This window comes from Rhizobium sp. YJ-22 (assembly GCF_029601685.1).
In the GTDB taxonomy this organism is placed as follows: Bacteria; Pseudomonadota; Alphaproteobacteria; order Rhizobiales; family Rhizobiaceae; genus Metarhizobium.
Genome location: NZ_JARRIR010000007.1, coordinates 1 through 20,823 on the forward strand (window position 1 = coordinate 1; position 20,823 = coordinate 20,823).

Genomic DNA, 20,823 nt, shown 5'->3' on the forward strand with positions numbered 1-20,823 from the left:
CGGAAGGTGCGGGGTTTCCTGGTGTTTTCCGTCACGCCGAATTCCCTTCGTCTGTCCGCCCCTATCTACAGGCCGCCTCGTTGGCGGCACAACCTTTGGCATTGCCGTTTCGATCCTGCGCGTCTGTGCCAGTATCGAGAATCCCGCTTGACAGCGAAATTAGTACAGATGTACAAATTTGCATATCGTACGAATGTACAAATACACTCGACGATATGCCGCAATAAAGGAGGAACAGCGATGACGCAGGACTGGGTGGAGGCGAGCAAGTGCGACCGCCGGCTGTTCAGGGATATGCTCGGTTCGTTCATGACCGGCGTCACCGTCGTGGCGACGCGCGCGGCGGACGGGTCGGTGCGCGCCTTCACGGCGAATTCCTTCACCTCCGTCTCGCTCGATCCGCCGCTCGTGCTGGTCTGCCTTGCGAAATCCTCAGGCAGCCTCGATGTCTTCACGCAGGCGGAAGGCTTTTCCGTCAGCGTGCTCGGCGCCGGCCAGCGCAATGTGTCGAACGGCTTTGCGGCGTGCGATCCGGCAGTCAAGGCGGCGGCGCTGGCGCGCCTTGCCGATGGGCCGGTGCCCTATGTGGAAAATTGCCTCGCGACCATGCTGTGCGACCGCGAGCGGGTGATCGATGCCGGCGACCATGTCATCCTGCTCGGGGCCGTGGGGCACTTCCAGTCTGCCGGCGGCCAGCCGCTCGGCTATTTCCGTGGCGCCTATGTCGGCTTCGGTCTTGCCGTCGGCGAACTCGAACAACTCGGCGCGCCGCTGGTCGTTGGCGGCCTGCTGGAGCGCGACGGCAAGGTGGTGCTTTGCCGCCGGCCGGGCGCGAGCGATTGGGAATTGCCGAGCCGACCGCTGGCCAGCGGCGAACGGCACGGCGTCGTGCTGCGCGATCTTTTCGCCCGGCTCGGCATCGCCGCCGAAGCCTCGCTTCTCTATTCGCTGTTTCAGGAAGACGGCGAACGGCGCACCACGATGATCTTTTCCGTCGAGACCGACGCAGAGATCGCATCGAAAACGCTGGCCGACGGCACGCGGGTCGAAAGTTTCGGCGTCGAGGCCCGTCCATGGGAGATGATCGAGGGTGAGATGAAGCGCGGCATGGTGCAGCGCTTTTTCCGCGAACGCGATGCCGGCTGCTTCGGCATCTATTACGACACGGCCGAAGGCGGTCGGGTGGCCGCGCTCGACGGCAAGCCGCGCCCCTGGGCCGATTGGCACCCTGACTTCCCCGTGAAGCCGACCGCCACCCGGATCGCCTGAGACCGATAAGACACAGCGTCTTCGCGCTTCGAGGAAAAGCGCAAGAAACAAGGATTTCACCCATGGATTTCAATCACTTCCTGTCCAGCTACATGCCCGACCCTGGTTATGGCGGCCGCCGGCTCTATCGCGACATGGTCGAACAGGCGGTGCAGGCCGAAAAATGCGGCTATCGCGGCGTTTCGATTCCCGAGCATCACCTGATCAATATCCTGCTGGTGCCGTCGCCGCTGCAGCTGGCTGTGAAGATCGCCTCGCTGACCTCGCGCATCGATCTGGTCACCTCGGTCGCGGTGCTGCCGATCCGCGACATGCGGGTTTTCGCCGGCGAGGTGGTGCAGGCGGACATTCTCTGCGACGGCCGCCTGACGCTCGGGGTCGGCCGCGGCGCCTTCGCCTATGAGATCGAGCGTCTCGGCCTGCCGATGGCGGAGACCAAGAAGAAATTCGAGGAATCGCTGGCGGTGCTGGAAGCGCTGCTGACGCGGGAAGAGGTCTCCTGGGACGGCGATTATTACCGCTTCGACCCGATCACCGTCATGCCGCGCCCGGAGCGCACGATCCCGCTGATGCTGGCGGTCATGGTGCCGGAGGGCATCTATCACACGGCACGGAAAGGCTATCACGTGCAGACGACGCCGCTGCAAGCCTCGCATGCCGTGCTGCTCGACCAGGTCAACGCCTTCCATCGCGGCAAGGCCGAGGCCGGCGCGGCGGCCAAGGGTAACCGCCTGGCGCTGCAACGCGGCATTTATCTCGCCCGCGATGCGGCCGATGCGCGCGCCAAGCTGGAGCTTGCCTCCACCTATTACCAGCGCTTCGACAACGTCTATACCGGCCCCGGCATCGTCGACAATGGCTGCATCCGCCCGCTGCCGCGCAAGCAGACGATCGAGGAACTCGGCCGCAGCCTGATCATCTGCGAGCGCGCCGAGATGATCGATCGCCTCGCCGCCTATGCCGAAGCCGGCATCGACGAGGTGATCGTCACCTCGAATTTCGGCCAGGAGCAATCGGAAACGCTCGACATGATGGCCCGGCTTTCGGCCGAGGTCATGCCGCATCTCTCCGGCATCCGCCGCAAATCCGTCGCCTGAGGCGACAGTCAACCCCACCAACGGAGGAAAGACCATGCCCGTCATCAAGATCGAAATGTTTCCCGGCCGCACGCTGGAGCAGAAGCGCGCCATCGCCAAGGCGGTGACCGACAGCTTCGTCGCCGCCGCGAACGCCACGCCGCAATCAGTGCATATCCTGTTCAGCGAGATTGCGCAGGACGACTGGGCCGTCGCCGGCCAGCTCTGCTCCGACCGGGCCGCCGCCGCCGCGCAATCGGACAAGACGTGAGGGCGGCCGGCATGAACAAGGCAATCGACTGTGCCTATACCGTCGAAGGGCAGGGGCCGGCGCTGTTCCTCATACATGGCATCGGCGCGCGCAAGACCGGCTGGACGAAGCTCGTCGAGCAACTCAAGGACGATTTCACCTGCATCTCCTATGACCTGCGCGGCCATGGCGAATCGCCCATGCCCGAGGGGCGCTTCGGCCTCGAAGACCTCGTCGCCGACCTGGAGGCGCTGCGCGCCAGGCTCGGCATCGAGACGGCGCATGTCGCCGGCCATTCCCTGGGCGGCATGATCGGCCCGGCCTATGCCCATCGTTATCCCGAACGTGTGCTATCGCTCGGCCTGTTGTCGACGGCCGCTTTCCGCACCGAGGACGACAGCGCCAAGGTGAAGGCCGTCGTCGCCGCCATGCGTGAAAAGGGCATTCCCCAGGTACTCGACACGCTGACGGCGCGCTGGTTCACCGACGATTTCGCCGCGGCGCGTCCCGATGTGATCGAATGGCGCAAGAAGCAGGTGGTCGATACCGATGGCGACGTGTTCCTCAACGTCTTCGACATCTATGCCGAGACGGAGATGAGCCCGTGGCTGCACGAGGTCACCGCGCCGTCGCTGGTCCTGACCGGCGAACTCGACGGCGGCTGCAATCCGCGCCTCAACAGGCAGATCGCCGAGGCTCTGCCGAATTCCGAGCTGGTCATCCTCGACGGCCTGAAACACGCCATCCTGATCGAAGCTTCGGATCGTGTCGGCCCGCCGGTAAAGGCTTTTCTGCGCAAGCACGCCTGAACTCGCTGCACGATAGACGATTAGCCGACCCGCTGGCCGTTGCCTGCACAAGGCAACGGCCCGTTTGAGGCCGCCGCTTTCGACAGTGTCGAGCTGTTCTGGTGCCGGATCGCGTCGGCCAGGAAGCGGCTACCCGAAACGCCGGCCATGGCGTTTTGCGGATGGGCGGCTGTGGATCGCCGTTGCCGTGGCCATGGCGGGAAATGAATCGGTTGTCATTCACAGGCTGGCAATCCACGTTCCGGTCTCGCTCGTTCCGGGGTGAAGGTCAGGTTTCGATCGCGATATTCCGACGGGGCCGAGCCCCGCTTGATGTGCTTGCTGTTCCGGGACTAGAAATGAACCCGATGAACGAGCAATCGCCCAAATCGGTCCGAGACGCACTGGCGTTCATCGGAAGCTATATCGAGACCGCAGCGCTACCTGTACGGATGGCGCTTTCGATGTCCCATGGCCATGTGCTGGCCGAGGATATCCGCGCGCCGGTCTCCTTGCCGCGGTTTGACAATGCCGCGATGGATGGATTTGCCATTCGGGAAGCGGACCTTAGCCCGGGTGGCACGACCCGCTTGCGTCTCGCGCAGACAATCGCCGCTGGCGAAGCTTCCATCCGTGAACTGCAGCCCGGAGAGGCGGCGCGGATCATGACGGGCGCGCGCCTCCCGCCCGGTGCGGACCGCGTGATCGTGCAGGAGGCGGCGCAGCTATGCGGCAACGAGGTCTGCCTGACAGCCACGCCCACCGCCAAGCCCCATATCCGCAGGACCGGCGATGACGTCGCGCGCGGAACCGTGGTGCTGGAGACCGGTACGCGCATCGGCCCGGGCCAGGCGGCACTGCTGACGGCGCTCGGCCTCCGCTCCGTTCTGGTCATGCCGCGCCCGAAGGTGGCGCTTCTCTCCACCGGCGACGAATTGATCGACAGTCCCGGATTCCTGGAACCAGGCCAGATCTACGACACCAACAGGCCGATGCTCGCACAAATGCTGAAGGCAACCGGCGCCGAAGTGACCGACCTCGGTATTGCGAGGGACGATCCCGAAACGATCCTTGCCAGGCTGGTCGAGGCGGCGGGAAGCCATGATCTTCTCATATCGTCCGGTGGCGCATCCGCCGGGTTCGCGGATCACCTGACGCAGGTCATCGCCCGTCGCGGCTATCTCGAATTCTGGCGGCTCGACATGCGGCCGGGCAAGCCGATCGGCTTCGGCGATGTCGACGGTTGCCCGATCCTGCTTCTGCCCGGCAATCCGCTCGCCGCGGCCGCCGGTTTCGCCCTGCTCGGGCGTTCGATCGTCGCCAGGCTTGAGGGCAGGATGGTGGACGCTGCGCAGGTTCGTTGCCTGCCCGTCTCCCGCGCGCTTTCCAGGCCGGCGGGCCGGACGCAGGTTCTCCTGGGCCGCCTCGGCAAGGATCCCGCCACTGGCATGACGGTTGTCGAGCCTTTGCCCGACCAGGGTTCCGCCAGCCTCCGATATCTGGCGCTGGCCGATGTCATGATCGTCTTGCATCCCGGACAGCCCGAGATCGGCGCAGGCGACCCCGTCGAGGTGCTGCCGGCCTGGCAAGGTTTTCTCGGGCACTAGGAACAGCAGTCGCGGCGCGGCAGTTGCCATGCGGACGCGAAGCAGCGATATATTTCTGGCAATATATCGTTGGAGAGTCTCATGCCGGCCCTGCGTAGCGTCGTCGTCCTGGTCGCCCTGCTTTTATCGTTCCAGCCGGCTGGCGCCCGCAGCATCACCGATGCCGCCGGGCGCGTGGTCGAGATCCCCGACAGGGTCGAGCGGGTGCTTGCCGCAGACCCGCCAGCCTCGGTGCTCGTCTATGTGCTGGCGCCGGACAAGCTTGCCGGCTGGGTGCGGGAGCCGAAGGCGGAGGAAAAGGAATTCCTTCTGCCGGCCGTGCGCGATCTTCCCAGTTTCGGTCAACTCACCGGCAAGGGCGGCACGGCCAATATCGAGGCGGTGCTGGCGGCCAAGCCCGACATCATCATCGATGTCGGCACGGTGAACCCGACCTATGCCTCGCTGGCCGACAAGGTGCAGGCGCAGACCGGCATTCCCTGTGTGCTGATCGATGGTGCCTTTGCAAAGAGCGGTGCGACGCTGCGCGAAACCGGTGCCATTCTCGGCGTCGAGGTAAGGGCCGAAACGCTCGCTGCCTATGCCGACCAGACGCTCGCGGCGCTGGAAAAGGGTCTCGCCGGCATCCCTGGCGAAAAGCGCCCTTCGGTCTATTACGGCCGCGGCGCGGAAGGCCTCGAGACCGGACTCTCCGGCTCGATCAACATGGAAATCCTCGAGGCCGTCGGCGCGCGCGATGTCGCGGCGGCTGCCGGCAAAGGCGGTCTCACCCAAGTCTCGCTCGAACAGGTTCTGTCGTGGAAACCGGATCTCATCCTCGCGTCGTCGCCGAAATTTGCGAAGGCCGTGAAGACCGATAGGTGCTGGCTGATCCCTATGACCAGCTTCCGGCCATCACCTATTGGTTGCTTGGCAGCATGACGGCGATTGCCCGCTTCGACGTGCTCTCCATCCTGCCCGCCGTCGTCATCGGTCTCGCTCCGCTGGTGCTGCTGCGCTGGCGCATGAATCTCCTGACGCTTGGCGAGGAGGAGGCGCGGACGCTGGGCATCGATACGACGAGAACCCGTTTCGTGCTGATTGGCGGCGCGACGCTGGTGACGGCGGCGACTGTCTCCGTCACCGGCATCATCGGCTGGATCGGCCTCGTCATTCCCCACATCGCCCGCATGCTCGTCGGCCCGGATTTCCGTCGGCTTCTACCCGCCGCCATGCTTTTCGGCGCGGCCTATCTGCTCGTCGTCGACATGCTGGCGCGCTCCATCGCCGATATCGAGGTGCCGCTCGGCATCCTGACGGCAACGGTCGGCGCGCCGTTCTTCCTGTGGCTGCTGATCGCCGGAAGACGCGGCTGGTGATGCACCTGGGGCCGAAGGCGCTCCGATCCCGTAACGCCAACGCGCCATGAACGCGCCAGCCAAACGTTATCTGCCTGCGGATCGATGCCTCCGCGCCGGCTTCGATTTCCTGAAATCCGCCGCTCACCTCGCATTCGGAGGTCATCTAAGGCACCGATGCCGGACTAGGAAGCGCTTGCCGCGCTCCATGTCGTGGCAAGCGATCCTCCCGAGCGACCTTAGTCGACCGCGCCGCCGCGATCGAGGAATACGGCACGCCCGCGGCGCTCGGCCGCCGCGCCGGCTTCGACGTTCTCGTCACTGGCATCGATACGCGCGTCGGCGACTGGCCGATCGATCTGCCGGGAGCCGCCACGCTGTCGCTGCTGCTGGTCGCCCTGTCGCTGGCGGCCTTCCTCCTGCAGCACTGGATCCTGGCGCGCCGTTCCTACCAGACCGTGAACGGCAAGCCGCAGAATGCCGACAAGCGCCCGCTCGGCTATCTCAAGTTGCCGGTGCTAGCCCTCTTTGGCGCGATCGCCTTCCTGTCGACGGGCGTTCCCATGCTGGCGATCCTCGCCACCGCTTTGTCGCGAACGATTTCCGGCGGGCTTTCCCCCGGTAATCTGACGCTCGACAATTTCGCCGCCGTCTTCGGCAATTCCGCCGGTGCGCTGGGCGCACTCGCCAACAGCCTGACGCTCGGCGTCGCGACCGCGCTGCTGACGGGCCTGATCGGGATCGTGTCGGCCTATGTCGTGGTCAAGACGCGCATGCGCGGCCGGGCGCTCATCGACATCATGACGGTGCTGCCCAATGCGCTGCCCGGCATCGTCGTCGCCGTCGGACTGATCCTTGCCTGGAACATGCCGGGCCTGCCCTTCACGCCCTATAATACGGGTTTCATCCTGATGCTCGCCTATTGCTGCATTCTCGTGCCTCACACCGCGCGCTATGCCACGGCCGCCTTCGTGCAGATCGGCGACAATCTCGAGGCGGCCGCCCGCGTCTTCGGCGCCACCGGCGCCGTCGCCTTCCGGCGCATCCTGATCCCGCTGGTCTTCCCGAGCCTTGCCTCGGCAATGCTCCTCGTCTTCGCGCTCGCCTCGCGCGAGCTCGTCGCGTCCGTCGTGGTCGCGCCGGTCGGCATGCAGACCATCGCCACCTTCATCTGGCGTCAGTTCGAACAGGGTCCGGTGGGTCTCGGCATGGCCATGGCCTTCGTCACCATCTTCCTGACGACACTTCTGCCGCTGCTGTTTCTGAGCCTCTTGCGCCGGAGTAGCCTGATCAGGGAGTAATCCGGTCGGACGACGAGGGTGCACCGCATGGCGCGGTCGGAAAAGAAGCCGGAAAAGTCAAGCTCAGGCGGCGGCGGGACAGTTTCCGGAAGAACTCAATTGTCGAAGAAGCGGTTCGGTTGTTGACTGACCGGCGGTCATATTCCAGTTTGCCGCATGCACCCATTGGACGCGGCCGCTTTTCGCTTGCACGACAATGCGAGAGCCGCCGGCTATCGACTGTCAAGGGCAGGAAAAGGATCGGCCATGGCAGATGCGCGCGTGGAAACTTCCGGCAGGACACATGGCAATCGAGCTCACTGTGAGCTTATGATGATGGCGGGATGGCAGGATCGTGTTCGAACTTTGGTGCTCTTGAGCGTGAGCATACGAGCCGAGGCCGATCTTTGCCGCGATGGCCCGCAGCTATGATTTCTGCCTCAGCAACGTGGTCACCACGAACAGGGCGCCGATCGAACTGGTCACCACGCCGACCGGCAGTTCCTGGGGCGGCAGCAGGGTCCGCGCGATCAGGTCGCTGCCGAGCAGAAGCGCTGCGCCGAAGAGTGCGCAGGTGAGCGCGAGACGGCCGTGCAGCGGGCCGGCGAGGGGCCGGGCGACATGCGGGATCATGAGGCCGATGAAACCGATGACGCCGGCGATGGAAACGAGGAGCGCCGTCGAAAAGCTGGCGACGAGGAAGGTCGCGGTGCGCAGGCGCACGACCGGGACGCCGAGGCTTTCCGCCGTTTCCTCGCCGCCGAGCAGCGCGTCGAGCTGGCGGTGGCGGACGAGCGCGTAGCAGAGCACCAGGGCCGCGCCCGCGATGCCGATGCCGATATTGCGCCAGCTTGCCAGCCCCAGCCCGCCCATCGTCCAGAACAGAACGGAATGGGCGGCGCGCTGATCGCCGGAAAAAACGAGGTAATTGGTGAGCGCCGTGAAGAGAAAGGAGACGGCAAGGCCCGCGAGGATCAGCCGCTCCGGCCCGTAGCCGTGGGTGCGGCGGATGAGGATCAGCACGACGGCGGTCGCGCACATGCCGCCGACGAAGGCGGCGAGCGGCAGGGTGAAGATGCCGATGCGGTCGCCGATCCGCGTGATGACCGCGACCGCGCCCGCCGCCGCCCCGGCCGAGAGACCGAAGAGGAAGGGATCGGCGAGATCGTTGCGGGTGACGGTCTGGAGCAGGAGACCGATGACGCCGAGCCCGGCGCCGACCGCGATGGCGAGGATCGCCCGCGGCAGGCGCAGGTCGACGACGATCCGGTCGATCGGCCCGGCAGAGCCGGGCGCGAGCCCCAGCGCCCGGGCGAGCGATGCGATGACATCGGCAAACGGGATGACGGTCGACCCATAGACGACGGAGGCCGAAGCCAGCGCCGCGACGGCGAGAAGAGCCGCCGCGACGCCGATGCCGAAACGAACAGGCACGATCAGAAGGCTTCCGGGTGGAGCGCCCTGGCGATCTTGTCGATCGCCGTGATATTGTCGGGGCCTGGCGTCAGCTCTTCATAGCGCAGCGCCACGAAGCGCTCGTTCTTCACGGCGTCCGTCTCCTTCATGGCGGGGTGCGCCTTCAGGAAATCGAGAAGCTTTGCATAGCCGCCGCCGTCCTGATAGTCGAGCAGGACGAGGAACTGGGGATTGCGGGCGGCGACGGTCTCCCAGTCCGTATTGCCCCAGCTCGTCTCCATGTCGTCCATGATGTTCTTGCCGCCGGCCGCCGTGATCATCGCCGTGGTGATGGCGTATTTGCCTGCGGTGAACGGCTTGTCGTCCCCGGAATCGTAGAGGAAGACGCGGGTGCCGCTCCTGTCGCCCACCTTCTTCTCGATATCGGCGAGCTGCGCCTTCCAGCCTTCGACAAGCGCCTTCGCCTCGGCCTCCTTGCCGAAGATCTTGCCGAGCTTTTCCGTGTCGCCGTAGAGCAGGTCCATCGAGGCCGCCGGACGGTCCTTTTGCAGGTGGACGCAGCTTTCGGTGAGGACCAGCGTCTTGATGCCGTGCGGGGCGAGCGTGTCGGGCGTCACCTCGCCGCCGGGCTTCATGCCGTAATACCAGCCCGCGAAGAAGAAGTCGGGATCGGCGGCGACGAGGTTTTCCATCGTCGGATATTTGGGTGCAAGCTCGGGGATCGAGCCCTGCTCCTTCTTGAAGGCGTCGTCGGTCTTGTACCAGCCGGTGATGCCGGTGACGCCGACGATCGAGGGCTGGAGGCCGAGGGCGAAGGCCATCTTGGCCATGTTGATATCGTGGATCACCGCCCGCTTCGGCGCGGCGTCGAAGGTCAGCGGCGTGCCGCAACTGTCGACCGTGACGGGAAAGGCCAAGGCGGCGGAGGCCGCCAGCGACAGAAGGGAAGCGAGGATCAGGCGTTTCATGGAGAGGCTCCGGTGCTGCGGGTGAAGGGGATATCGAAGACGGTAAGCTGGCGGTCCTCATGCGGGTGGGGCAGGCGCAGGAGGTCGATGCCGAAGACGTCGCGCACGACATGCCGGTCGAGCGTTTCCTCCGCCGGCCCGCAGGCGACGAGCGTGCCCTGCCTCAGCACGGCGATCCGCGTGGCGAAGCCGGGGACGAGATGAAGGTCGTGCAGGACCGCGACGATGGTGAGGCCGAGATCGGCCACCAGCGCGAGAAGCGCGCCGCGGGCGCGGGGATCGAGATGGTTGGTCGGTTCGTCGAGGAAGAGGATGCGGGGTTCCTGGGCAAGCGCCCGGGCGATCTGCGCCCGCTGACGCTCGCCACCCGAAAGCGAACCCATCTCCCGCCCGGCGAGGGATTGCAGCTCCGTCCGCTCGAGCGCGTCCAGGATGATCGCGGCGTCCGCCGCGCCCGGCCGGCGCGCCATGTGGGGAATGCGGCCGAGCGCCACGTAGTCACGCACGCAGATGCGCCGGTCCGGCTGGTCCGTCTGGCCGACCATGGCGACGAAGCGTGCGCGCTCGACGGGCCGCATCGCCGCCAGCGACGCGCCGAAGAGATGCACCGTGCCGGCGGTCGGTTGCAGCGTGCCGGCCAGCAGGCGCAGCAGCGTGGTCTTTCCGGCGCCGTTCGGCCCGATGATGGCAAGGCGGTCGCCCGGTTCGGCGTCGAGCGAGACATGATCGAGAAGCCGGTCGCCGGAGCGGGTCTCATAGACGAGCCCCTGGCCGGAAAGGATGCCGCGGCTCATCGGGCGAGTCCCCCGATATGCGGGATGTGGGCAAGCGTCTTGCCGCGCAGGCCGGCTGGCCGTTGACCCTCGTTGCACCAGCCGTCCGCAAGGTCGCGGTACTGGCGGCCGAAGGCGAGCAGGGCCTCCAAATCTCGGGCCGGGTCGATGTCGCCGAAGAGGAACGACGCCTTGGCGGGGGCCGTGAAGGCGACGGCGAGCGGCCGCCCGCAACCCGCAAGGCAGGCCACGGCGTCGACGCGAAAACCGCCGGCGGCCGTATGGTGCGCAAGACGGGCGACAAGGTCGGGCGCAGCGGCGCCCGCGTGGCAGCGGCTGCAGACGACAATGGCATAGGCGGGCGTTTCGGTCATGTCATCCTTCGGCGAGCGGGCACTGGTGAAGGATGATCGGCCATCGCGCAAAGAGGCGCGAAGGCGTCACAACGCTTCCCGGTACACCCCGTCCGGTTGCTGTGGCGAATGACGGCAGGTCTCCTGGCTCACGGGTCGAAGGGCTTGCCGGCCTTCCCGGTCCGTGGACCAGTGGCATGGATGACAAGCCCTCACCGCTTACAGTTGCGGGGGCAGCCACGGTTTCGGCCCCGTTCGGGTCATCCTCACCGTGTTCCCTATTAATCCCTCCGGCTTTGCCTCGGGAACCGTCCGCCCCAGATAGGAGCCGATCCGACAGGCTGTCAAGCACGAGCCGTGCGTTCAGTGACGATCCCGCACCCTGCTCCACCGCCGATCAGTCCGATTGTACCGGCATTCAGGCTGCCTTTCTGTCCCAGCTTGCGAACGGGTCGGGCAGATTGCGCCAGAGATCCGGTCTGAACGTCTGGGCGTCCAGCAGGCAGGCGTCCAGTTCGGCCCGGATTTCCCTCTCGTCCATCGGATCGGCGCCGATGAACACGATCTCCTGCCGCCGATCACCCCAGACCGGATCGAGATAGGGTTTCATCATGTTCAGGAAGGCGGGATCGCGGGGCCATTGCTCCTTCGGCACGGAGGACCACCACAGGCCCATCTTGCCGGTGCGCACGAAAGCACCGGCCTGGCTGATCTCCCCGACATGGTGCGGCCGTGTCGCCAGCCAGAAGAAGCCCTTTGCGCGCACCACGCCCGGCCAGGGCCGGTCGATGAATGTCTGGAAACGCACCGGGTCGAAGGGGCGCTTCGCACGATAGACAAAGGACCGGATGCCGTATTCCTCGGTTTCGGGCACATGGTCCTTGAAGCCATGCAACTCCTTGAACCAGAGGGGATGCTGTTCGGCCTTGTCGAAATCGAAGCGGCCGGTGCCGAGCACATCCTTTAGATCGACTTTCCCGAAATCGACCTCGATGAGCCTGGCATCGGGATTGAGGGAGGCGATGATCTTGCGCGCGGCGTCCCGCTGTTCAGGCGTCGCCACGCCGATCTTGTTCAGCACCACGACATCGGCGAACTCGATCTGCTCGACCAGAAGATCGACGAGGGTCCGTTCGTCGCCGTCTCCCGCCGTCTCGCCGCGATCGGCAAGGAAGTCCGTCGAGCTGTAGTCCCTGAGAAGATTGGCGGCGTCGACCACGGTGACCATGGTGTCGAGCTTGGCGACGTCGGAGAGGCTGCGGCCGTTCTCATCCCGGAAATCGAAGGTCGCGGCGACGGGAAGCGGCTCGGCGATGCCGGTCGATTCGATCAGCAGATAGTCGAAGCGGTCCTGCTCGGCGAGCGCGCGCACCTCCGTCAGCAGGTCGTCGCGCAATGTGCAACAGATGCAGCCGTTCGTCATTTCGACGAGTTGCTCCTGCGTTCGAGAGAGGTTGGCGCCGCCGTCGCGGACGAGCGCGGCATCGATGTTGACCTCGCTCATGTCGTTGACGATGAGCGCAACCCGCATGCCCTCGCGATTGGCAAGGATATGGTTGAGCAGCGTGGTCTTGCCGGCTCCGAGAAAGCCGGAGAGGACCGTGACGGGAAGTTTCTTGGCCATTCGATACCTTTCTTAATGATATAACGTAACAGAATCCATGTAGAGAGAGCCTTGCTTCGGCGGGATAGCAGTTAACGGCAGTCAGCGCACAGGCCGTGGACCTCGATCGCGCTCGCCCTGATCTTGAAGCCGCTGCTGCGTGCGTGCTGTATCAGCGCGCTCTCGACTTTCTCGTCGTGGAACTCGTTGACCTTCCCGCAGCTCTCGCAAATCTCGAAGGCGGTGATCCTGGGGTGGATTTGCCCATGCCGGGAATGACAGCAGACGACGAAGGCGTTCATGCTTTCAAGGCGATGAACCCGGCCCGCCTCAAGAAGTTTCTCCAGGGCGCGATAGACCTGAAGCGGCGCTTTCAACCCATGTCCACGAAGACGGTCCAGTATGCTGTAGGCGCTCAGCGGCTGCCGGGACGATTCCAGCACCGAGAGCACGAGGTGCTGGTTTTTCGTCAGCTTGAGATCGTGAGCCTGGGCCGCCTGTGTCATCCAGCTTCTCCATCGCGTGGCGAGAATGCGATCCAAGGTCGCGGCCTCAACCCCCCGATCCTGGAATTTCGCCTTCAGGACGTTGCGCCCGAACCGCCGACGGCAACGATCGCGAAGGGCATACGGCTCAAACTCGGCGCGCATGTCATCTTTCAATAATGTTATTACATAACTTTCCATTTGACGAACGTAATAACATTACCTATCCAGTCGTTGTCAACCCCGGAGTGGCCATGACCGGCACAAGCCTGCATTTCGAAAATCTGACCCTCGGCTATCAGGGCCATCCCGCCGTACATCACATTCACGGTGAGGTGGCGCGTGGTGCATTGACGGCGATCGTCGGCGCCAACGGCTCTGGCAAATCCACGCTGATGAAAGGGATCGCCTCCATCCTGAGGCCGATCGAGGGGCGGTGCACGGTCTCATGCAACCGTCTTGCCTATCTGCCCCAGCAATCCGAACTCGACCGCAGCTTTCCCGCACGCGTAATCGACCTCGTGTCGATGGGCTTCTGGCAGAGGAGAGGACTGCTCGGACGCATCACTGCGCAGGACAGGGCCGAACTGGCGGCCGCCCTGAAGGCTGTCGGATTGACCGGCTTCGAAAAGCGTCCGCTCGACAGCCTTTCCGGGGGTCAGATGCAGCGGGCGCTGTTTGCACGAACCATGCTGCAGGATGCGGACCTCATCCTTCTGGACGAGCCGTTCAACGCCGTCGACAGCCGGACGGTGCGCGACCTGATCGACCTCATCAAACGCTGGAGTGTCGAAGGACGGACCGTCCTCTGCGTCCTGCACGACCTCGACCTCGTCCGCGAACATTTTCCGCAGGCATTCCTGCTTGCGCGCTCCCTTGTTGCCGCCGGGCCAACGGCACAGGTTCTGACGGCGAAAAACCTCGCTCTTGCCCGGGACTTCCAGGAATCCTGGGACGAGCAGGCCGGCTTGTGCGTGGCAAACCCGGGAGTGGCCAGCGCGGATAACGTCAGAGTTGGCTTACATGTATGAGTATCTGATCGAACCCTTCATCCGCTACGGCTTCATGCAGCGCGCCTTGCTCGGCTCGCTGTTCCTGTCGGCCAGCTGCGCGCCGGTCGGCGTCTTTCTGATGCTGCGCCGCATGAGCCTGACCGGCGACGCCATGTCCCATGCGATCCTTCCCGGCGCCGCCATCGGTTTCCTTCTCTTCGGTCTGGAGATCATCCCGATGACCATCGGCGGGCTTGTCGTCGGGCTTCTGGTGGCGCTCGGATCGGGGGTCGTGTCGCGCCTGACCATTCAGAAGGAAGACGCCTCGATGGCGGCCTTCTACCTGATCTCGCTTGCCGTCGGCGTGCTGATGGTGTCGTGGCGCGGATCGAGCGTCGACCTGATGCATGTGCTGTTCGGCTCCGTCCTGGCGCTCAACAACGAGGCCCTGATCCTGATCGTGAGCATCGCCGCTGTCACCTTCCTGGCGCTCGCCGTCTTCTGGCGCGCGCTCGTGGCGGAGTGCCTCGATCCGCTCTTCCTTCGGTCGGTCAGCCGCATCGGCGCGCCGGCGCATTTCCTGTTCCTGACGCTTGTCGTGCTCAATCTCGTCGGAGGGTTCCAGGCGCTCGGCACGCTCCTCTCCGTTGGCCTGATGATGCTTCCCGCCGCCGCATCCCGGTTCTGGTCGAACCGGGTGGGGCCGATGTGTCTCATCGCCGTTGCAATCGCGGCCGTGTCCTCGTTGGGCGGGCTCCTGCTTTCCTACCATGCGTCGATGCCGTCCGGCCCCGCGATCATCTTTACCGCCGGCGGCTTCTACATCCTTTCCACCCTGGGCGGATCGAGAGGCGTTCTTCGCAGCGCCTTCGCCTCCTCCCGCCATAAGACAGCCTGACAGCAAAAGGAGATTTTCATGTTCAGGACGTTCCGCATCGCAACCTATGCCAGCCTGCTTGCGCTTTCGGGCGGTTTCGCCGCATCCGCGACGGCTGCCGAGCTCCATGTGGTGGCGAGCTTCTCCATCATCGCGGATCTCGCCAAGAATGTCGGCGGCGAGCGTGTCGAGGTGAAGACGCTCGTCGGCCCCGATGGCGACGCCCATGTCTACGAACCGCGCCCGGCCGACGCCGTGGCGCTCGAAGCCGCGAATGTCGTGCTGGTCAACGGTCTCGAACTCGAAGGCTTCATGAAGCGGCTGATCGAGACGAGCGGCACAAAGGCCCCGGTCGTCGAGGTCACCAAGGGTATCGAACCGCTGAAGGCGGAGGAGGAGCATCACCATGATCATGAAGGAGGAGAAAAGAAAGAAGCCGGTCACGAAGACCATCACCATCATCACGGTGAATTCGACCCGCATGCCTGGCAGTCGATTCACAATGGCGAGATTTACGTGAAGAACATCGCAGACGCCTTCTGCGAGACCGACAAGGCAGGTTGCGCCACCTATACGGCGAATGCCGAGGCTTATCTCGCAAAGCTCGAAGCGCTTGAAAAGGACGTGAAGGCGGCGATCGCGGAGATTCCGGCCGACAAACGGACGATCATCACGACCCATGACGCATTCGGCTATTTCGAACACGATTATGGTCTCAAGTTCATCGCGCCGGAAGGCATCTCCACCGAAGCGGAGGCATCGGCCGCAGACGTCGCCAAGCTGATCGATCAGGTGAAGGAAGACAAGGCATCGGCGCTCTTCCTGGAGAACATCACCAATCCGCGCCTCATCGAGCAGATCTCGGCGGAAACGGGAATCAAGGTCGGCGGCACGCTCTATTCGGACGCGCTTTCGGGTGAGGACGGTCCTGCGTCCACCTACATCGATATGTTCCGTCACAACGTCAAGACCCTCAAGGCCGCCATCCTCGGAAGCTGATCCACTGGGCCTGCCCGGCGAGAACCGGGCAGGCCCTATTCCGCCGACGGTTCTCTTTTGTTTGTCACACAAGACCTTCGGTCGGCGGCCATGCGGTTCCTGCCTTTCCCGCATCGTGAAGGCAGCAAAATCGGATGATCACGGATTGGATCGGACTGGAGGGCGAGCGGCCGCGCCAATTCACTTTCGAGACTCGTGCAGAACCCGAAACGCATCTCACCGACCTTGACGGCTTCTTCCACTGGCGTGGAACCAAAAGGAAAAGTGCGCGTTACCCCAGCACCTGTAAAAGGGCTAACACGAGGAAACAATTATGAAAAAGCTTCTGCTCGCCGCCGCGTTCGTCGGCGCTTCGACTTTTGCTGCCTTTGCGCAGACCTCGACCGCTCCGGCAACCGACGGCGATACGCCGGCCGTAGCGACACCCGACAGTTCCAATCCGACCGCTCCGGTCGAAGGCGCCAACAGCTTTACCGAGGCCCAGGCCAAGGATCGTATCGTCGAAGCCGGCTATGCCGACGTCACCGGCCTGAAGCTCGATGACAAAGGCGTGTGGCGCGGCACGGCCATGAAGGACGGCAAGTCCATGAACGTCGCCCTGGATTATCAGGGCAATATCGTCGCCAACTGACACTCAATACGAGGAGCACGCCAATGAAAACCGTTACCGGACTGTTCGACGACTATTCCGATGCCCGCGCTGCAGTCAGCGCGCTGGAGGCGCGGGGCATTCCGTCCGACGACATCAGCATCGTTTCCAACAATGCGGACGGCCGTTATGAAGGCGAGTCGAACGCTGCCGAAGGGGCTGGCACGGGCGCCGGCATCGGCGCGGCCGTCGGCGGCATCGGAGGCCTGCTGACCGGCCTGGGCATCATGGCTATTCCCGGCGTCGGGCCGGTCGTCGCCGCCGGCTGGCTGGCTGCGACGGCGGCCGGGGCTGCTGCGGGTGCCGTTGCCGGCGGCGCTGCCGGTGGCCTGATCGGCGCATTGACCAATTCCGGCGTGCCGGAAGAAAATGCCCATGTCTATGCTGAAGGCGTCCGTCGCGGCGGTACGCTGGTCACCGCCCGCGTTGCCGACGACCTCTATACCGAAGCCGAAAGCATCCTGCGTCAGTCCAACTGGGTCGATCCGGTCGAGCGCCGCGCCGCCTATAACGAACAGGGCTGGACGCGCTTCGACGACACTCTGCCGCCCTATGGCCCGGCCGAAATCGAACAGGAGCGTCTTCGCTATCGCCGTTGATCGGTGAGAATAAACCGAGGCCGGCGCTTGAGCCGGCCTCCATCGATTTCGCGCGCGGAGAGACGTGCATGCGTATCAGTGAAGCGTTCTGCCAATTTTCAAATCTGGTGGCGGAAACGAGCGGCAAGCCCGCAACCTTTGTCCTGGCCTTCATCGCCATCGTCGTCTGGGCGATCACAGGCCCGATTTTCGGCTTCTCCGAAACGTGGCAACTCGTCGTCAACACCGGCACGACGATCATCACATTTCTCATGGTTTTCATCCTGCAGAATTCCCAGAACCGTGACAGCAAGGCTCTGCAAGCCAAGCTCGATGAACTGATCCTCACCACCGCCACGGCTGAAAACCGCTTCATCGGCATTGAAAAGCTGAACGAGGAGGAGATTGCGCGTTTGACGGAAATGCTTCGCCAGGCCGCCGATAGCGAGGGCGACCGCGATGTCGAACGCAAGGTGACCCATCTCTATGACCGCAAGCGCTCGGAAAGCTGACGGGCGGGCGGGATGCACATTCCGCCAGGACAATGGGATTGCAGGAATCTGCCACCGCGCGAAGCGAGCGCGTGTAAACGCCGATGCATCGCGTCTGAAGTCTTTCCGTGTTGGCGGCGGACTAATCCGGCTGCATGGCCGCGCTCTCAAGGTGAATCATGATGCAGAATATGCAACGCGATCCTGCCGTTTTCGCAGACGTTCTTTCGGCGATGGCCGAGGAAGAGCTGTACGAGGCGATGCGTGATCTGGAGACGAAGAGCGAGGAGCTCTCGCGGGCAGGGCAGGACACAAGCGATGTTCTCGCCCGGATCGCGCAGGTCGAAACCGAAATCGAAACACGGTTTCCCGGCCAGAAACTGGCGCCTTACAAGAATTGGAAGCGCCAGGCTGGGTGACGGTCAGCCCGATGCCGGACGGTGTCGTCACGCTTCCCGACGAATGGCTTTCGGTTGAGAAGGACGACATCATGGTCGGGCAAAGGCCCATTCCTCAAGCCATCGGCAGCGGTGCCGGCGCGGTTGCCCTGCCGCCTGCCTTCAGCGCGGCAACGGTTTGAAGTTCACCAGCAGCGACTTCAATTCGATCTCGCGTACGCGCCGTGCCGCCTCGTCCGGGCTGACCCAGGCGATGACGCGTTGGCCTTTTTCCTTGAAATCCGCCTGGGTCTCCGTCACCTCGACCTGATACATCTCGACGATGACTGGAGCGACATCGCCGTCGTCCAGTTCCTTGAGATAGACATAACTGCCGACCGGAGTCTTGTTGGCCTTGCCGCGGACACCCGCTTCCTCCCAGGCCTCGGTCGCTGCCGCTTGATGCGGCTTCTTCTTTTTCATCGGCCAGCCCTTCGGAATGATCCATCGCCCGGTATCACGGGAGGTGATCACCAGGATGTCGATCTCCTCGTCACTCTTCCTGTACCGGAAGCAGAGAGCGCCGTATTGCTTCCGAAATGCACCGGTGAACAGCTTGTCAGGATGTTTCGCAAGCTGTTGAAACAGGGTAGGTGGGGTGACCGGGCGGGACTTGCCGCCCTTTCTCTTTGACTTCATGACCGATGCAGGCTGTCAAGAAACCCATTTCAAATCAATAGGCTTCGGGATTTTATGACAGATTTATGACACTTCTCCGCATCAAGCTGGCAAATGCCGGCCACAGAGAAGATCCTCTTATAGTCGCCGCAGAGACAGCGACGGTTGAGTTGCGGTGGCTTGAGACCCGTCTGCCTTGCATCCAGGTCGTCGCGATGCCGCAATCGACAATCTGTGTCAGCGTGTTCGCCGTCGTGAGAGACGGGAGGAGGTCCGATAAGCGGAAAATAGCCCGAATCGTTGGCCGAGGCGGCGGGCAGCGGCAGCCTCCGGGTGCTCAATGCTGTGGACAAGGTTGCGTGCGCGCATTTCCAGTGCGCACGCCAGATGACAGACTCACCGACCCGCGCCAAGATTGGCGGTCCAATCAGGAGGATCATGATGACGACGACCAATGAAATCGCCGACAAGATCGCAGCCGAGCATGGACTGTCCAAGTCTCAGGGTAAGGCTATCGTTGAGGCGGTGCTCGCGCAGATCACCTCGGCTGCCCTTGGCGGCGCCGAAACCTCCCTTCCCGGTTTTGGAAAGTTCAAGGTCAAGGACGCGCCCGAACGCGAAGCGCGCAATCCGGCGACAGGGGCGATGATCAAGGTGGCGGCATCGAAGAAGATCACCTTTACGCCGGCAAAAGCGCTCAAGGATGCCTTGAACAAGTAGCGGCGCGGACGACGAAGGAAACGGCGCTATTGGTTTACCGTGGCGCCGGGCGATGTTCCGGCATTCCGCACGGATCGTCGCGGTCGCGGGTGCCGGTATCCATGCGTATGAAAGAGAACCGCAGCCGCCAATAGGCTTGCGGTCGAAAGCGTTCGGCCGCGTCCATGAAGCCGATCAGGGCCGCCAGACAAGATTCTTGTCGATGGCATCGGGCCTTGAGCAGCCGGCCAGCGCCATCGCGACTTCCAGTTCCGTGCGCAGGATGGTCAGCAGATGGGCGACGCCGCTTGCACCGGCGATGGCGAGCGCGTGCAGTTGCGGGCGGCCAATCAGTACGGCGCTCGCGCCCAGCGCCAGGGCCTTGACGATATCCGTTCCGCGCCGGATGCCGCCGTCGAGCAGGAGCGGAACCCGGCCCTGAACGGCGGTGGCGATGGCGGGCAGGGCGTCGAGCGTCGCTGGCAGCGTGTCGAGCGTGCGCCCGCCGTGATTGGAGACAACGAGGCAATCGATGCCGCAGGCGAGCGCACGCCGGGCGTCGTCGGGGTGGAGGATGCCTTTCAACAGGATCGGCAGCGGCGTTTCGCGCCTGAGCCATTCGATATCGCCCCATCCGGGTGCATGATCGAGCAGGCCGGAAAACACCGGGCTGCGTCCCGGCGCACCGGCCATGTCCAGCGTTGCCATGCCGTCGAGATTGACGGCGCGCACAGCCGCCGGCAGGCGGAAGCCGGCGCGCTGTTCGCTGTTGCGCAAGCCCGTGACCGGCGCGTCGACGGTGACGACGAGGGCGCGGTAGCCGGCGGCTTCCGCCCGGCGCACGAGGCGCAGCGTGTCGGCGCGGTCGGGCTGCAGGTAGAGCTGGAACAGCAGCGGCGTCGTCGCGGCGGCGGCGATGTCTTCCAGCGTCCGGCTCGCCTGCGTGCTGACCGTCATGGCGACGCCGGCCGCCGATGCCCCGAGCGCGGTCGCGACCTCTCCTTCCTCATGCACCAGCCGGTGATGGGCGACGGGGGCGAGCAACAACGGGCATTCGAGATCGATGCCACAGAGCCGGGTGCGGGTATGGGCGCCGCGCATGTCGGCCAGCACCCGGCCGTGAAGCGCCAGCCGGGAAAAGGCTTCGCGGTTCCAGCGCGCGGTGATGCCGTCGGCGCCGGCGCCGTCGATATAGGCGGAGAGCGCCGGATCGGCACGGTCGCGAAAATACCGTTCGTAGTCGGCCGCGGAGGCGATATCGGCGGGCACGATCACGGT

The 20,823-nt window shown here is 64.3% G+C and carries 23 protein-coding genes, 2 pseudogenes and 1 riboswitch; of the genes and pseudogenes, 17 read left to right on the forward strand and 8 right to left on the reverse strand.

Features of this window, described 5'->3' with window-relative positions; all coding sequences use genetic code 11:
• The first annotated feature begins 240 nt into the window (after positions 1 to 240).
• The 8 genes and pseudogenes from P7F60_RS16635 to P7F60_RS16675 all read left to right on the forward strand — a co-directional run.
• Positions 241 to 1,269 carry a flavin reductase family protein gene (locus P7F60_RS16635; protein ID WP_277918868.1) on the forward strand — a complete coding sequence of 343 codons (1,029 nt, stop codon included), beginning with the start codon at positions 241 to 243 and terminating at the stop codon, positions 1,267 to 1,269.
• A 62-nt stretch (positions 1,270 to 1,331) separates the two neighbouring features.
• Positions 1,332 to 2,366 carry an LLM class flavin-dependent oxidoreductase gene (locus P7F60_RS16640; protein ID WP_277918869.1) on the forward strand — a complete coding sequence of 345 codons (1,035 nt, stop codon included), beginning with the start codon at positions 1,332 to 1,334 and terminating at the stop codon, positions 2,364 to 2,366.
• 34 nt (positions 2,367 to 2,400) lie between these two features.
• Positions 2,401 to 2,616, forward strand: a complete 216-nt coding sequence (locus P7F60_RS16645; RefSeq protein ID WP_277918870.1) for a tautomerase family protein — start codon at positions 2,401 to 2,403, stop codon at positions 2,614 to 2,616.
• Between the two features lie 11 nt (positions 2,617 to 2,627).
• Positions 2,628 to 3,404, forward strand: coding sequence for an alpha/beta hydrolase (locus P7F60_RS16650; RefSeq protein WP_277918871.1), 777 nt, complete (start codon positions 2,628 to 2,630; stop codon positions 3,402 to 3,404).
• 101 nt (positions 3,405 to 3,505) lie between these two features.
• Positions 3,506 to 4,990, forward strand: coding sequence for a gephyrin-like molybdotransferase Glp (gene glp, locus P7F60_RS16655; protein ID WP_277918872.1), 1,485 nt, complete (start codon positions 3,506 to 3,508; stop codon positions 4,988 to 4,990).
• An 81-nt stretch (positions 4,991 to 5,071) separates the two neighbouring features.
• Positions 5,072 to 5,911, forward strand: a complete 840-nt coding sequence (locus tag P7F60_RS16660; protein WP_277918873.1) for an ABC transporter substrate-binding protein — start codon at positions 5,072 to 5,074, stop codon at positions 5,909 to 5,911.
• A pseudogene (locus P7F60_RS16665) lies at positions 5,851 to 6,348 on the forward strand (iron ABC transporter permease); the annotation flags it as partial. The gene P7F60_RS16660 and the pseudogene P7F60_RS16665, both read left to right, overlap by 61 nt.
• Positions 6,349 to 6,554: 206 nt before the next feature.
• Positions 6,555 to 7,628, forward strand: a pseudogene (locus P7F60_RS16675) (ABC transporter permease subunit); the annotation flags it as partial.
• 405 nt (positions 7,629 to 8,033) lie between these two features.
• Here the strand turns inward: P7F60_RS16675 and P7F60_RS16680 are convergent.
• The 6 genes from P7F60_RS16680 to P7F60_RS16705 all read right to left on the reverse strand — a co-directional run bounded on the left by P7F60_RS16680 (position 8,034) and on the right by P7F60_RS16705 (position 13,226).
• Positions 8,034 to 9,041, reverse strand: coding sequence for an iron ABC transporter permease (locus P7F60_RS16680; protein ID WP_277918876.1), 1,008 nt, complete (start codon positions 9,039 to 9,041; stop codon positions 8,034 to 8,036).
• Positions 9,042 to 9,043: 2 nt separating this feature from the next.
• Positions 9,044 to 9,991: an ABC transporter substrate-binding protein gene (locus P7F60_RS16685; RefSeq protein WP_277918877.1), complete on the reverse strand. Its 948-nt coding sequence runs from the start codon at positions 9,989 to 9,991 to the stop codon at positions 9,044 to 9,046.
• Positions 9,988 to 10,785: an ABC transporter ATP-binding protein gene (locus tag P7F60_RS16690; RefSeq protein WP_277918878.1), complete on the reverse strand. Its 798-nt coding sequence runs from the start codon at positions 10,783 to 10,785 to the stop codon at positions 9,988 to 9,990. The genes P7F60_RS16685 and P7F60_RS16690 overlap by 4 nt, the downstream gene beginning before the upstream one ends.
• A complete protein-coding gene (locus tag P7F60_RS16695; protein ID WP_277918879.1) occupies positions 10,782 to 11,138 on the reverse strand; it encodes a DUF1636 domain-containing protein in 357 nt (118 codons plus the stop codon). Before P7F60_RS16695 ends, P7F60_RS16690 begins: the two co-directional genes overlap by 4 nt.
• 95 nt (positions 11,139 to 11,233) lie before the next feature.
• A riboswitch (cobalamin riboswitch) is annotated at positions 11,234 to 11,445 on the reverse strand.
• A gap of 90 nt (positions 11,446 to 11,535) precedes the next feature.
• Positions 11,536 to 12,741, reverse strand: a complete 1,206-nt coding sequence (gene zigA / locus P7F60_RS16700) for a zinc metallochaperone GTPase ZigA (RefSeq protein WP_277918880.1) — start codon at positions 12,739 to 12,741, stop codon at positions 11,536 to 11,538.
• A gap of 71 nt (positions 12,742 to 12,812) precedes the next feature.
• The gene (locus P7F60_RS16705; RefSeq protein WP_277919184.1) at positions 12,813 to 13,226 is read right to left on the reverse strand and encodes a Fur family transcriptional regulator; all 414 of its coding nucleotides are present in this window, start codon (positions 13,224 to 13,226) and stop codon (positions 12,813 to 12,815) included.
• Between the two features lie 233 nt (positions 13,227 to 13,459).
• On the opposite strand from P7F60_RS16705, the gene aztA reads away from it, so the two are divergent.
• The 8 genes from aztA (at position 13,460) to P7F60_RS16745 (ending at position 18,371) form a co-directional block, all read left to right on the forward strand.
• Positions 13,460 to 14,236 (forward strand): zinc ABC transporter ATP-binding protein AztA, encoded by a 777-nt coding sequence (gene aztA, locus P7F60_RS16710; protein ID WP_277918881.1) that lies wholly within the window; start codon positions 13,460 to 13,462, stop codon positions 14,234 to 14,236.
• A complete protein-coding gene (aztB, locus tag P7F60_RS16715; RefSeq protein ID WP_277918882.1) occupies positions 14,229 to 15,095 on the forward strand; it encodes a zinc ABC transporter permease AztB in 867 nt (288 codons plus the stop codon). Before aztA ends, aztB begins: the two co-directional genes overlap by 8 nt.
• Positions 15,096 to 15,113: 18 nt before the next feature.
• On the forward strand, positions 15,114 to 16,073 hold the full coding sequence (aztC, locus tag P7F60_RS16720) for a zinc ABC transporter substrate-binding protein AztC (RefSeq protein ID WP_277918883.1): 960 nt from the start codon (positions 15,114 to 15,116) through the stop codon (positions 16,071 to 16,073).
• A gap of 313 nt (positions 16,074 to 16,386) precedes the next feature.
• Positions 16,387 to 16,704, forward strand: a complete 318-nt coding sequence (locus tag P7F60_RS16725) for a PepSY domain-containing protein (protein WP_277918884.1) — start codon at positions 16,387 to 16,389, stop codon at positions 16,702 to 16,704.
• A gap of 23 nt (positions 16,705 to 16,727) precedes the next feature.
• Positions 16,728 to 17,321 (forward strand): general stress protein, encoded by a 594-nt coding sequence (locus P7F60_RS16730; RefSeq protein WP_277918885.1) that lies wholly within the window; start codon positions 16,728 to 16,730, stop codon positions 17,319 to 17,321.
• A gap of 68 nt (positions 17,322 to 17,389) precedes the next feature.
• A complete protein-coding gene (locus tag P7F60_RS16735; protein ID WP_277918886.1) occupies positions 17,390 to 17,812 on the forward strand; it encodes a low affinity iron permease family protein in 423 nt (140 codons plus the stop codon).
• 158 nt (positions 17,813 to 17,970) lie between these two features.
• Entirely contained in the window at positions 17,971 to 18,210 is a 240-nt protein-coding gene (locus P7F60_RS16740) for a hypothetical protein (RefSeq protein WP_347276873.1), read from the forward strand.
• An 11-nt stretch (positions 18,211 to 18,221) separates the two neighbouring features.
• Entirely contained in the window at positions 18,222 to 18,371 is a 150-nt protein-coding gene (locus P7F60_RS16745) for a hypothetical protein (protein WP_277918887.1), read from the forward strand.
• Here P7F60_RS16745 and P7F60_RS16750 read toward each other — a convergent pair.
• A complete protein-coding gene (locus tag P7F60_RS16750) occupies positions 18,352 to 18,867 on the reverse strand; it encodes an NUDIX hydrolase (RefSeq protein WP_277918888.1) in 516 nt (171 codons plus the stop codon). The genes P7F60_RS16745 and P7F60_RS16750 overlap by 20 nt on opposite strands.
• 420 nt (positions 18,868 to 19,287) lie before the next feature.
• Between P7F60_RS16750 and P7F60_RS16755 the strand changes: the two genes are divergently transcribed.
• Positions 19,288 to 19,566, forward strand: coding sequence for an HU family DNA-binding protein (locus P7F60_RS16755; protein ID WP_277919186.1), 279 nt, complete (start codon positions 19,288 to 19,290; stop codon positions 19,564 to 19,566).
• A 174-nt stretch (positions 19,567 to 19,740) separates the two neighbouring features.
• On the opposite strand, the gene P7F60_RS16760 is transcribed toward P7F60_RS16755, so the two are convergent.
• On the reverse strand, positions 19,741 to 20,820 hold the full coding sequence (locus P7F60_RS16760) for an alpha-hydroxy acid oxidase (protein ID WP_277918889.1): 1,080 nt from the start codon (positions 20,818 to 20,820) through the stop codon (positions 19,741 to 19,743).
• Positions 20,821 to 20,823 lie beyond the last annotated feature (3 nt).

Excerpts from the sequence above, each read along its gene's own strand:
- P7F60_RS16635 (WP_277918868.1), top strand. The coding sequence starts at position 241 with ATGACGCAGGACTGGGTGGAGGCGAGCAAGTGCGACCGCCGGCTGTTC.
- P7F60_RS16640 (WP_277918869.1), top strand. The coding sequence starts at position 1,332 with ATGGATTTCAATCACTTCCTGTCCAGCTACATGCCCGACCCTGGTTAT.
- P7F60_RS16645 (WP_277918870.1), top strand. The coding sequence starts at position 2,401 with ATGCCCGTCATCAAGATCGAAATGTTTCCCGGCCGCACGCTGGAGCAG.
- P7F60_RS16650 (WP_277918871.1), top strand. The coding sequence starts at position 2,628 with ATGAACAAGGCAATCGACTGTGCCTATACCGTCGAAGGGCAGGGGCCG.
- P7F60_RS16660 (WP_277918873.1), top strand. The coding sequence starts at position 5,072 with ATGCCGGCCCTGCGTAGCGTCGTCGTCCTGGTCGCCCTGCTTTTATCG.
- P7F60_RS16685 (WP_277918877.1), bottom strand. The coding sequence starts at position 9,991 with ATGAAACGCCTGATCCTCGCTTCCCTTCTGTCGCTGGCGGCCTCCGCC.
- P7F60_RS16690 (WP_277918878.1), bottom strand. The coding sequence starts at position 10,785 with ATGAGCCGCGGCATCCTTTCCGGCCAGGGGCTCGTCTATGAGACCCGC.
- P7F60_RS16695 (WP_277918879.1), bottom strand. The coding sequence starts at position 11,138 with ATGACCGAAACGCCCGCCTATGCCATTGTCGTCTGCAGCCGCTGCCAC.
- zigA (WP_277918880.1), bottom strand. The coding sequence starts at position 12,741 with ATGGCCAAGAAACTTCCCGTCACGGTCCTCTCCGGCTTTCTCGGAGCC.
- P7F60_RS16705 (WP_277919184.1), bottom strand. The coding sequence starts at position 13,226 with ATGACACAGGCGGCCCAGGCTCACGATCTCAAGCTGACGAAAAACCAG.
- aztA (WP_277918881.1), top strand. The coding sequence starts at position 13,460 with ATGACCGGCACAAGCCTGCATTTCGAAAATCTGACCCTCGGCTATCAG.
- aztB (WP_277918882.1), top strand. The coding sequence starts at position 14,229 with ATGTATGAGTATCTGATCGAACCCTTCATCCGCTACGGCTTCATGCAG.
- aztC (WP_277918883.1), top strand. The coding sequence starts at position 15,114 with ATGTTCAGGACGTTCCGCATCGCAACCTATGCCAGCCTGCTTGCGCTT.
- P7F60_RS16725 (WP_277918884.1), top strand. The coding sequence starts at position 16,387 with ATGAAAAAGCTTCTGCTCGCCGCCGCGTTCGTCGGCGCTTCGACTTTT.
- P7F60_RS16730 (WP_277918885.1), top strand. The coding sequence starts at position 16,728 with ATGAAAACCGTTACCGGACTGTTCGACGACTATTCCGATGCCCGCGCT.
- P7F60_RS16735 (WP_277918886.1), top strand. The coding sequence starts at position 17,390 with ATGCGTATCAGTGAAGCGTTCTGCCAATTTTCAAATCTGGTGGCGGAA.
- P7F60_RS16740 (WP_347276873.1), top strand. The coding sequence starts at position 17,971 with ATGATGCAGAATATGCAACGCGATCCTGCCGTTTTCGCAGACGTTCTT.
- P7F60_RS16745 (WP_277918887.1), top strand. The coding sequence starts at position 18,222 with ATGCCGGACGGTGTCGTCACGCTTCCCGACGAATGGCTTTCGGTTGAG.
- P7F60_RS16750 (WP_277918888.1), bottom strand. The coding sequence starts at position 18,867 with ATGAAGTCAAAGAGAAAGGGCGGCAAGTCCCGCCCGGTCACCCCACCT.
- P7F60_RS16755 (WP_277919186.1), top strand. The coding sequence starts at position 19,288 with ATGACGACGACCAATGAAATCGCCGACAAGATCGCAGCCGAGCATGGA.